The organism is Pantoea rodasii, assembly GCF_002095465.1.
Taxonomy (GTDB): Bacteria; Pseudomonadota; Gammaproteobacteria; order Enterobacterales; family Enterobacteriaceae; genus Pantoea; species Pantoea rodasii.
In genome coordinates, this window is the sequence record NZ_MLFP01000026.1 from 17,407 (window position 1) to 28,490 (window position 11,084).

The window sequence follows — 11,084 nt, forward strand, 5'->3', positions numbered from 1 at the left end:
ATAATGAAGTTTGGAAAGGGAAATAACCGGGAAATATTTGGCAGGGTAATGCAGAAATATCAAGGTGCTGAAAGGGCGCAGTTTGGCGCGCCCTGTGCTGTAGGCGAGAGGTTAGAAATTCCAGTCCTCATCTTCGGTTTCCACCGCTTTTCCCATCACGTAGGAAGAACCTGAACCCGAGAAGAAATCGTGGTTTTCATCGGCATTCGGTGACAAAGCCGAGAGAATGGCCGGATTCACCGTCGTCAGCTCTGATGGGAACAGCGCCTCATATCCCAGATTCATCAAGGCTTTGTTGGCGTTGTAGTGCAGGAAGGTTTTCACCTCTTCCGCCCAACCCACATCTGCGTACAGCGCTTCGGTGTAAACCACTTCGTTTTCATACAGCGCCAGCAGCAAATCGATGGCAAATTGCTGCAACTCTTCGCGGCGTGCATCGTCGACTTTTTCCAGTGCCTTCTGGTACTTGTAGCCGATGTAATAACCGTGCACCGCTTCATCGCGAATAATCAAACGAATCAAATCGGCCGTGTTGGTTAATTTACCGCGGCTCGACCAATACATTGGCAGCCAGAAACCGGAGTAGAACAGGAACGATTCCAGAAACACGCTGGCGATTTTCTTCTTCAGCGGGTCCTCGGCACGATAGTGCTCCAGCACAATCTTCGCCTTGTTCTGCAGGGCTTCGTTCTCTTCGCTCCAGCGATATGCCGCATCAACATCGGCGGTGTTACACAGCGTGGAGAAAATCGAGCTGTAGGAGCGCGCATGCACCGCTTCCATAAAGCTGATATTCGACAGCACTGCTTCTTCATGTGGCGTGAGGGCATCTTCCATCAGCCCCGGCGCGCCGATCACGTTTTGAATGGTGTCGAGCAGGGTTAATCCGGTAAACACGCGGATGGTCAGCTGCTGCTGCTGGTGGTCCAGCGACTGCCATGCTGGCAGGTCATTAGACAACGGCACTTTTTCCGGCAGCCAGAAGTTACTGGTCAGGCGGTTCCACACTTCGAGATCTTTATCGTCCTGGATGCGGTTCCAGTTAATCGCTTGAATTTGTTTAAGTTGCATAGTTTTCATCACAATGAGCAGGAGACGCAGCCCTGAACTTCGGTGCCTTGCAGCGCCATCTGGCGCAGACGGATGTAATAGAGCGTTTTGATACCTTTCTTCCACGCATAAATCTGCGCTTTGTTGATGTCACGCGTGGTGACGTCATCGCGGAAGAACAGCGTCAATGACAAGCCCTGATCGACGTGCTGCGTGGCTTCGGCGTAGGTATCAATAATCGCTTCCGGGCCAATCTGGTACGCATCCTGATAGAGATCGAGATTGTCGTTGGTCATAAACGGCGCCGGATAATAAACGCGGCCGGTTTTACCCTCTTTGCGGATCTCAATGCGCGACACAATCGGGTGAATACTCGATGTCGCGTGATTGATGTACGAGATCGAACCGGTCGGCGGAACGGCCTGTAAGTTCTGGTTAAACAAACCGTGTTGCATCACGGATTCGCGCAATGTCTGCCAATCGGCTTGGGTCGGCAACGCAATGCCTGCATCCGCAAAGCGTTGCGCCACACGCGCGGTGCGCGGCAGCCAGGCACGATCCACATACTTATCGAAGTAATGACCGTTGGCGTACTGCGACTGCTCAAAGCCATCGAAACTCTGTTTGCGCTCTTGTGCCAACAGGTTCGACGTGCGCACCGCGTGATAGGTCACGCAGTAGAAGTAGAGGTTGGTGAAATCCAGCGCTTCTTCTGAGCCATAAGCCATGCCTTCACGCGCCAGGTAGCCGTGCAGGTTCATCTGACCTAAGCCGACCGCGTGTGAACGGCGATTGCCTTCTGCCACCGACGGCACCGAGTTGATTTCACTCATCTCTGAAACCGCTGTTAAGGCGCGCACTGCCGTCTCCACGGTTTGTGCCAGGTTGCGTGAATCCATGGCATGCGCAATGTTCAGCGAGCCGAGGTTACAGGAGATATCCTTACCGACGCGGCGATAGTTGAGATCGTCATGGAATTCGCTGGCGCTGTTAACCTGCAAAATCTCCGAACACAGGTTGCTCATGTTGATGCGGCCGGCAATCGGGTTATGACGGTTCACGCTGTCTTCGTACATGATGTACGGATAGCCTGACTCAAACTGAATTTCTGCCAGCGTCTGGAAGAAATCACGCGGCTTGATGTAAGTCTTGCGGATACGATCGTCGGCCAGCATCTCTTCATACAGCTCGCTGATGCTGATATCACCAAACGCTTTGCCGTAAATGCGCTCAACGTCGTACGGCGAGAACAGCGCCATATCGCGGTTGTCTTTTGCCAGCTGGAAGGTGATATCCGGGATCACTACGCCGAGCGACAGCGTTTTGATACGGATCTTCTCGTCAGCGTTTTCGCGTTTGGTATCGAGGAAGCGGAAGATATCGGGGTGATGCGCATTCAGCCACACCGCACCCGCGCCCTGACGTGCACCCAGCTGATTCGCGTAAGAAAACGCATCTTCCAGCATCTTCATCACCGGAATCACGCCAGACGACTGGTTTTCGATACGCTTAATCGGTGCACCGGATTCACGCAGGTTGGAGAGCAGGAACGCTACGCCGCCGCCGCGCTTTGACAACTGTAGCGCCGAGTTCACCGCGCGCCCAATCGATTCCATATTGTCTTCAATGCGCAGCAGGAAGCACGAGACTAGCTCGCCACGCTGCTGTTTTCCGCAGTTGAGGAAGGTTGGGGTGGCGGGCTGGAAACGGCCGCTGAGCATTTCTGCCAGCAATTCGCGTGAGAGGGATGCGTTGCCGCGTGCCAGCGTCAGCGCCACCATGCAGGCGCGCTGTTCGAAGGTTTCGAGATAGCGTTTGCCGTCGAAGGTTTTCAGCGTGTAGCTGGTGTAAAACTTCCACGCACCGAGGAAGGTGTGAAAACGGAAACCCCAGGCATCGGCTTCCTCGTGCAGCTGGCACAAGAAGTCAAAGTCATACTGATTCAGCACTTCCGCTTCATAGTAGCCTTCCGCCACCAGATAGCGCAGACGCTCGCCGGTTGAGGCGAATTGCAGCGTATTCGGCTGCACGTGCTGTAAGAAGAACTGACGCGTGGCCTCGTGATCTTTTTCAAACTGAATACGGCCATCGGCGTCATACAGGTTCAGCATCGCGTTGAGCGCGTGATAATCCAGCTGCGTGCTGTTCAGGGTGTCTGTCGTTGCCAAAATTGGGTTACTCCCGCTTTTACATTAGCGATATCGTCGGGGGTTCCCATCAGCTCAAAGCGGTAGAGATAAGGAACCTGACATTTCTGCGCAATGATGTCGCCCGCCAGGCAATAGCCTTCACCGAAATTGCGATTTCCGGCAGCAATCACCCCGCGAATACCGCGTCGGTTGGCGTCATCATTAAGGAATTGAATCACTTGTCTGGGCACCGCACCCCGCGCACTGCCGCCGCCGTAGCTCGGCACCACTAAAATAAAGGGTTGGTCGATATGCAGGAGCTGCTTGCCATCAAGGGGGATACGGCAAGCAGGCAGTCCCAGACGAGTGATAAATCGGTGCGTGTTTTCCGACTGGCTAGAGAAGTACACCAGTGGGAACATCGCTTATCCCCCGACAGCAGCGAGCTGGCGCAAGCTGGCAATCTTGTCAGGGCGGAAGCCGCTCCAGTGGTCATCATGCGTCATGACAACGGGTACCTGGCGATAGCGAGGGATTTGAGGTTATCAATGGCTTCCGGTTGGGTATCGAGGTTGATCAGTTGATAGTCGATACCTTTACGGTCCATGGCATTTTTTGTCGCGTTGCACTGGACACAGTTGTTTTTAGTGTAAATAATAATGCGCATGATTCGTATTTCCCTTTGATTGCGGTCTGGATGCGAGATACGAAGCAAAATCCTGTTTGCAGCGAACTTCATCCTTGACGACATCTGGTAGCAAGTTGATGGGTTGAATACTAGATGTAGTGGTCGTGGCGGTCAAGCCCACCAGATATAGGGTTTTGTTATTTTGTTCTTCGGATAAAGGCTAACGCCAGAAATCACGCGCCTTGCAGGCCGATAAAATTTTTTGTAAAGGCGAGGGAGGCAAAATTTAGGTCAAAATTCGTGCGTTTTCATTTGTATCAGGCGCAAAAAAGCCCCGCAATCGCGAGGCTCTCTTAAACGTTAATGACTGTTAACGACGTGACATCAACAGTGCACCTAATACCAGGCCAATTGCTGCACCGACACCCACGCCATGCCAGGGTTTATCATGCACATAGGCATCAACCTGATAACTTGCGTCACGCGCGGCCTGAGAGACACGGCTGTTACCGCTGTTCAGTTTTGCGCGGGTCTGTTTCAGCAGCGACTGTGCTTTATTGCGTGCGCTATCCACTTCATCTTTGGCTTCGCTGCCGTAAGATTTAAGTAATGCTTCGAGCGAATCTGCCAGCTCATTCACATCCTGATTAATATCAATGTCATCGTTTTTGCTTACGCGATTAAACATTTTTTCGCTCCCTTTGATTTAACAAGTAATACTAAGTGTAGACGAAACGTGACTAAACGCAGGCGTATGCCAGGCTTTAGGGAAATTCCGAATGTCCTGAGTGGTCGGCCTGTTGTAAGGTTGCGGGGCTGTGAGAAGAGAGGAGCAAGCATGTATTTACGTCCGGATGAGGTAGCGCGCGTACTGGAAAAAGCAGGGTTCGAAATGGATACCCTGACGCCGAAAATCTACGGTTATCGTCGTGGTGAAAGCTATGTCTACGTCAATCGCGAAGCGCGCATGGGCCGCACCGCATTGATCATTCACCCTACGCTGAAAGAGAAAAGCCAGCACTTTGCTGAGCCCGCTTCTGAGATGAAAACCTGCAATCACTACACGCAGTTTCCGCTCTATTTAATGGGTGAGTCCCAGGAGCATTACGGTATTCCGCACGGTTTTAGCTCGCGTATCGCGCTTGAGCGCTATCTGCAAGGCGTGTTTGGCGCCTGATGTGGTGCCCCGTTCACGCGGGGCCGCACACCTTCCCTTATCAAACCCTTACCTTTCGCCACGTTGCAAATTGGCACGCTGGCGCGTATAACCCTGTGTCCATATAGATGTTCAGACGTCCATACGGATAAAAACCATGCAACAGCAAGAAACCCCTTCGCAGGAAAACTTTAAGCGCACCATGAAAGTGCGGCATCTGGTGATGCTGTCGCTGGGCGGTGTGATTGGCACCGGGCTGTTCTTCAATACCGGCTATATCATCTCAACCACCGGAGCTGCGGGCACGCTACTGGCGTATCTGATTGGCGCGCTGGTGGTGTGGCTGGTGATGGTGTGCCTCGGCGAATTGGCCGTGGCGATGCCGGAAACCGGTGCTTTCCATGTCTACGCTGCACGCTACCTCAGCCCGGCAACCGGCTATACCGTGGCGTGGCTCTATTGGCTGACATGGACGGTGGCGCTCGGTTCCAGCCTGACGGCCGCCGGATTCTGTATGCAGTACTGGTTTCCCACCACGCCGGTGTGGCTGTGGTGTCTGGTGTTCTGCATCGCCATTTACCTGCTCAATATCGTCTCCACGCGCTTTTTTGCGGAAGGGGAGTTCTGGTTCTCCATCATCAAAGTGGTCACCATCATCGCCTTCATCATTCTTGGCGCGGGCGCGATGTTTGGCTTTATTCCGATGAAAGATGGCAGTGCCGCGCCGGGCCTGAGTAATCTCACGGCTTCCGGTTGGTTGCCGCACGGCACCTTGCCGATTCTGATGACCATGGTGGCGGTGAACTTTGCGTTCTCGGGTACTGAGTTGATTGGTATTGCCGCCGGTGAAACCGAGCAGCCGCAGAAAGCCTTACCGCTGGCGATCCGCACCACCGTGGCACGGTTGATCATTTTCTTCATTGGGACGGTATTCGTGCTGGCCGCGCTGATCCCGATGGATCAGGCCGGGATCGTGAAAAGCCCGTTTGTGCTGGTGTTTGAAAAGATTGGCATTCCGTATGCGGCAGATATCTTTAACTTCGTGATTCTGACGGCGATCCTGTCCGCCGCTAACTCGGGCCTGTATGCATCGGGACGGATGCTGTGGTCGCTGGCGAATGAAAATACGCTGCCGCGTTGCTTTACGCGCGTTAACCGTCGTGGTGTTCCCGTATTGGCGTTGACCGTCAGCATGATCGGCGGCCTGCTGGCGCTTTGCTCCAGCGTGATCGCGCCGGATACGGTGTTTGTCGCGCTGTCAGCCATTTCAGGTTTTGCGGTGGTGGCGGTGTGGCTCAGCATCTGCGCATCGCACTATGTGTTCCGTCGTCGCCATCTGGCCGCGGGCGGCTCGCTGCAACAGCTTGCGTATCGTGCACCGCTCTATCCATTGACGCCAATTCTCGGTTTCCTGCTGTGTCTGTTGGCGTGTGTGGGCCTGGCGTTCGATCCGTCGCAGCGTATTGCGCTGTGGTGCGGCATTCCATTTGTGCTGTTCTGCTATGCCGCATACCATGTCACGCATCGACGTAACCTGAAGGCCGGGGAGGCCAATGATGTCGCGTAATCCTGTCGCAGAAGCGTTAACCCAACACGACACGCTAATTCTTGATGGCGCGCTGGCCACTGAGCTGGAAGCGCGTGGCTGTAATCTGGCCGATGCCTTATGGTCGGCCAAAGTGTTAATGGAAAATCCTGAGCTGATTTACCAGGTGCATCACGATTACTTCGCGGCCGGGGCAAATGTCGCAATCACTGCCAGCTATCAGGCCACGCCGCAGGGATTTGCCGCGCGGGGATTGAATGAGGCGCAGGCGCTGGAATTGATCACGCAAAGCGTGAAGCTGGCACAGCGTGCGCGTGATGACTATCGTGCGGCGTCAGGCAGTGGCGCACCGCTGCTGGTGGCGGGCTCCGTGGGTCCCTATGGCGCTTTTCTTGCCAATGGTGCCGAGTATCGCGGCGACTACGCGTTGCCTGAAGCCGAGATGAAAGATTTCCATCGCCCGCGCGTGAAGGCACTGCTGGAAGCCGGGGTGGATCTGCTGGCGTGTGAAACCCTGCCGTCGTTTGCCGAAGCGCAGGCGCTGGTGAGTTTGCTGGCGGAGTTCCCGAACAGCAGCGCATGGTTCTCCTTCACCCTGCGTGATGCGCAGCACATCAGCGACGGCACGCCGTTGAGCCAGGTGGCCGAGTTAGTGAATGCGGCACCGCAGGTGGTGGCGATTGGCATCAACTGCGTGGCGCTGGAGAGCGTGACGCCGGCACTGCAAACCTTGCAGTCGCTGTGCGCGAAGCCGTTACTGGTCTATCCAAACTCGGGCGAGCAGTACGATGCCAGCAGCAAAACCTGGCACTCGGCGCCGTCGGGCTGCACGCTGCAAGACAAATTCCCTGAGTGGCAGCAGGGGGGCGCAAAACTGATTGGCGGCTGTTGCCGCACGACACCGCAGGATATCGCGGCGATTGCCGCCTGTTGTCAACCGCAATAAAGACCAGAAAAGCAGCACTGATAGCGCGATTGAGGCGAGTGAAAAGCAGGAAAGGGCAGTTTAGACTGTCCTATCTGATTCTATAGCGGACCTGCCATGAACCTGCGACACCTTCTTCCAGCCACTGCGCTGCTGCTCAGTGGCTGTGCCACCATCGTCGGCACAGAAACGCAGCCGGTAAAAATCGACTCTGTGCCGCAAGGTGCGCGTTTCACCGTGCAGGATGAAACGGGCCGCGCAGTGGCACAGGGCTACACACCACAAACCGTTGAGCTGGCGAAATCTACCGGCAACTACTTCGGAAAAAAACACTATCAGGTGATGCTGGAGAGTCCGGGCTATGTGCCGGTCACGCTGCCGATCGAGGCCAGCGCTAACCTGTGGTATCTGTTGGGCAACATCCCATTATTGGGCTTCCCCGGCTGGCTGCTGGTGGATCCATTCTATGGCGGCATGTATGACCTGAAGCCCGAACACCCGCAGCCACGTCTCAACGTGGTGGGCGCGCGCGGCGGTTAACTCGTACGCACAGTTACCTTAAAACGTCCGCTAACCTCTTTAAGGGCGGCCCTTGGGCTGCCCTGATACCGATCATCTCGCACCAGCTTTTCTCCTGCTCTTACGCACCAGAGTGGATACAGCCCCCTTTATATGCACCACCTTAGTGCGTAATAACCGTACACCATCGCGTTACGACGGGCTTTCACAATCTGGCACAGCCATTGCTTGGCTTGTATAGATAAGACTATACAACCGTTGTTTTTCATCACCTTGAACAGGAGTGGAAGATGGGCAAGCCAGTGCAACATATTGTTCGTGTGTTAACCGCCGCGGTACTTTGCGCCAGCGCTTTAAGCGCGCAGGCCGCCGACACCAAAGTCGCCATTGGCATCTCCGGCTGGACCGGATTTGCCCCGCTGACGCTGGCCGATAAAGCCGGCATTTTCAAAAAGCACGGCCTCGATGTCGATGTGAAAATGATCCCGCAGAGCAGCCGACATCTGGCGGTGGCGTCCGGCACCATTCAGTGTGCGGCCACCACAGTAGAAACCTACATCTCCTGGAACGCCGCGGGCGTTGCCATCAAGCAGATCGTCCAGTTAGACAAATCCTACGGTGCAGATGGCCTCGCCACCCGCAGTGACATCACCAGTATTAAAGATCTGAAAGGCAAAACCATCGCAGTCGATGCGCCAGGCACATCGCCTTACTTTCTGCTGGCGTGGATGCTGGATAAAAACGGCATGACCATGAAAGACGTGCGTCTGGCGACCATGGCACCGCAGGCAGCGGCGCAATCCTTTGCTGTGGGCCAGAATGATGCGGCGGTCAGCTACGAGCCTTATCTCTCGGTGATTCGCAATCAGCCGAAAGCCGGCAAGATCCTCGCCACCACGCTGGATTATCCGATGGTGATGGACACGCTTGGCTGTACGCCGACCTTCCTCAAAGCGCATCCACAGGCGGCGAAAGCGCTGGTGGCCAGCTATTACGATGCGCTAGAAATGATCAAGCAGCAGCCGGATAAATCCAACGAGATCATGGGTGCGGCGGTGAAATCCACCGGCAAAGAGTTCGCTGAATCCGCCAGCTATTTGCGCTGGCAGGGACCGGAAGAGAACAAAAAATTCTTCAGTGGCGAAATTGAAACCTTTAGCGATGAAGCGGGCAAACTGCTGCTGCGTGCGGGCGTGATCAAGAAAATGCCGGATGTGAAAAGCTTGTACGACGCCAGCTTCGTGCAGTAAGCGGGAGAAAGGAGATGGAGATGAGTAAAAGCCAACCGATAACCCCGCCAGCAGCGCTGCCGGATGCGCCACAGCGCTGGCACAATCCGTTGATGGTGCCGCTGAAAGCGATTTCGCTGCGGCTACGTATCGCGCTCGGCGTCGCGTTCTTTGTGCTGTTTATCGCGGTATGGACGCTGGTGACGCTGGGCGGCATGGTCTCGCCGACGTTTCTGGCCGATCCGCTCACCATGTTGCAGCAGGGCGTGGTGCTGTTCACCGAGTACAACTTCTCGCTGGATATTGGCATGACGGTGATGCGCGTGCTGGCAGGCTTCCTGTTGGCGGCTGTGATTGGTATACCGCTGGGCATCATGATGGGCGCCTATAAAACCTGGGAAGCGTTTCTCGAACCCTTCGTCTCCTTTTGTCGTTATTTACCGGCCTCGGCGTTTGTGCCGTTGCTGATCCTGTGGGCCGGTATCGGAGAAACCCAGAAGATCCTGGTGATCTTTATCGGCTCATTCTTCCAAATCGTGCTGATGGTGGCGGTGACGGTGAGCGGTGCACGTCGCGATCTGGTGGAAGCCGCCTATACGCTGGGCTGTAGCAATCGTTCTATCGTGCGTCGTGTGCTGATTCCGGGCGCAGCGCCAGGCATTGCCGAACTGCTGCGTCTGGTGCTTGGCTGGGCGTGGACTTACGTGATCGTTGCTGAATTGATCGGATCGGAAAGCGGTATCGGGCATATGATCGTCGATAGCCAGGCATTACTGAACACCGGGCAGATCATTTTCGGCATTATTGTTATCGGCTGTATTGGCTTGATCTCCGACTACTTATTTAAAGTGCTCAACCGGCGCTTGTTTGCATGGAGCACCCTGTAATGAAACACAGCAAACTCAACGTGCGCGGCGTCGAACGCATTTTCACCGGGCCGAAAGGGGAAGAAACTCAGGCGCTACAGCCGATCCATTATCAGGTGGAGGAGAATGATTTCATCACTATTCTCGGCCCCTCAGGCTGCGGTAAATCCACGCTGCTGCGCATCATCGCCGGGTTGGATACGCCCACGCGCGGGGAAATCTGGCTGGACGGCAAAAGCGTGGAAGGGCCGGGCGCCGATCGTGGCATGGTGTTCCAGAGCTATACGCTGTTCCCATGGCTGACGGTGGAAGAGAACATTCGCTTTGGCCTGCAGGAGCGTGGCATCGGCGCGGCGCAGCAGAAAGAGCGCAGCGATTATTACATCCAGCAGGTGGGATTACGTGGTTTGCCCAGCACTATCCACGCCAGCTGTCGGGCGGCATGCAGCAGCGCACTGCGATTGCCCGTGCGCTGGCCAACGATCCCAAGGTGCTGCTAATGGATGAGCCTTTTGGCGCGCTGGATAACCAGACGCGCGTGATGATGCAAGAGTTGTTGCTGTCGGTGTGGGAGCAATCGCGCAAAACCGTGCTGTTTGTCACCCACGATATTGATGAAGCGATTTTTATGGCCAACAAGGTGGCGATTTTTAGTGCCCGGCCGGGCCGCATCAAACAGGAGGTGGCGGTGAATTTCAATAATGGGCGCGATTACACCATTAAAACCTCACCGGAATTTATGGCGCTGAAAGCTGAAGTGACCGAATCGATTCGCAGCGAAACCCTGCAGGCGATGGCGCACTGAAAGGCTCAGATGTGTAGTGGCGCAGCTCGACAGTTAAGGGCGTATTCGCTAAGGCTGTCACTGTAAGAAGTGGCAGTTTTTTTCGTTTGGGTGAGAATGCTGGAGTGCGGGCCAGAGCACCTCTGCTGCTGCCGGGACGTCCTCGCGCCGCTGACGCGGTACCCTCGGCTTCCACGTTGTGCCTACGGACCGTTCGGGTAAGGCCATCCAGGCCAACCCGAACTGCCAGTC

General features: G+C 55.3%; 10 protein-coding genes and 2 pseudogenes. 7 read left to right on the forward strand and 5 right to left on the reverse strand.

Annotated elements, in window-relative coordinates; translation table 11 throughout:
- Positions 1-111 precede the first annotated feature (111 nt).
- The 5 genes and pseudogenes from nrdF to HA45_RS21485 all read right to left on the reverse strand — a co-directional run bounded on the left by nrdF (position 112) and on the right by HA45_RS21485 (position 4,495).
- A complete protein-coding gene (nrdF, locus tag HA45_RS21465) occupies positions 112-1,071 on the reverse strand; it encodes a class 1b ribonucleoside-diphosphate reductase subunit beta (protein ID WP_100702110.1) in 960 nt (319 codons plus the stop codon).
- An 8-nt stretch (positions 1,072-1,079) separates the two neighbouring features.
- Positions 1,080-3,218, reverse strand: coding sequence for a class 1b ribonucleoside-diphosphate reductase subunit alpha (nrdE, locus tag HA45_RS21470; protein ID WP_100702083.1), 2,139 nt, complete (start codon positions 3,216-3,218; stop codon positions 1,080-1,082).
- Positions 3,197-3,601 carry a class Ib ribonucleoside-diphosphate reductase assembly flavoprotein NrdI gene (gene nrdI, locus HA45_RS21475; protein WP_100702084.1) on the reverse strand — a complete coding sequence of 135 codons (405 nt, stop codon included), beginning with the start codon at positions 3,599-3,601 and terminating at the stop codon, positions 3,197-3,199. The genes nrdE and nrdI overlap by 22 nt, the downstream gene beginning before the upstream one ends.
- A 3-nt stretch (positions 3,602-3,604) precedes the next feature.
- A pseudogene (gene nrdH, locus HA45_RS21480) lies at positions 3,605-3,846 on the reverse strand (glutaredoxin-like protein NrdH).
- A gap of 331 nt (positions 3,847-4,177) precedes the next feature.
- A complete protein-coding gene (locus HA45_RS21485) occupies positions 4,178-4,495 on the reverse strand; it encodes a DUF883 family protein (RefSeq protein WP_100702085.1) in 318 nt (105 codons plus the stop codon).
- Positions 4,496-4,645: 150 nt separating this feature from the next.
- Here HA45_RS21485 and HA45_RS21490 point away from each other — a divergent pair, with 150 nt between their 5' ends.
- From HA45_RS21490 to HA45_RS21520, 7 genes and pseudogenes are all read left to right on the forward strand, one after another.
- The gene (locus HA45_RS21490; protein WP_100702086.1) at positions 4,646-4,984 is read left to right on the forward strand and encodes a DUF2002 family protein; all 339 of its coding nucleotides are present in this window, start codon (positions 4,646-4,648) and stop codon (positions 4,982-4,984) included.
- A 136-nt stretch (positions 4,985-5,120) separates the two neighbouring features.
- Positions 5,121-6,530 (forward strand): S-methylmethionine permease, encoded by a 1,410-nt coding sequence (gene mmuP / locus HA45_RS21495; RefSeq protein ID WP_100702087.1) that lies wholly within the window; start codon positions 5,121-5,123, stop codon positions 6,528-6,530.
- Positions 6,520-7,455, forward strand: coding sequence for a homocysteine S-methyltransferase (gene mmuM / locus HA45_RS21500; protein WP_100702088.1), 936 nt, complete (start codon positions 6,520-6,522; stop codon positions 7,453-7,455). The genes mmuP and mmuM overlap by 11 nt, the downstream gene beginning before the upstream one ends.
- A 96-nt stretch (positions 7,456-7,551) precedes the next feature.
- Positions 7,552-7,974: a hypothetical protein gene (locus HA45_RS21505; RefSeq protein WP_038645291.1), complete on the forward strand. Its 423-nt coding sequence runs from the start codon at positions 7,552-7,554 to the stop codon at positions 7,972-7,974.
- A 269-nt stretch (positions 7,975-8,243) separates the two neighbouring features.
- Positions 8,244-9,203, forward strand: coding sequence for an ABC transporter substrate-binding protein (locus HA45_RS21510; protein WP_100702089.1), 960 nt, complete (start codon positions 8,244-8,246; stop codon positions 9,201-9,203).
- Positions 9,204-9,223: 20 nt separating this feature from the next.
- The gene (locus HA45_RS21515; RefSeq protein ID WP_100702090.1) at positions 9,224-10,069 is read left to right on the forward strand and encodes an ABC transporter permease; all 846 of its coding nucleotides are present in this window, start codon (positions 9,224-9,226) and stop codon (positions 10,067-10,069) included.
- A pseudogene (locus tag HA45_RS21520) lies at positions 10,069-10,853 on the forward strand (ABC transporter ATP-binding protein). The gene HA45_RS21515 and the pseudogene HA45_RS21520 overlap by 1 nt, the downstream one beginning before the upstream one ends.
- Positions 10,854-11,084: the final 231 nt, after the last annotated feature.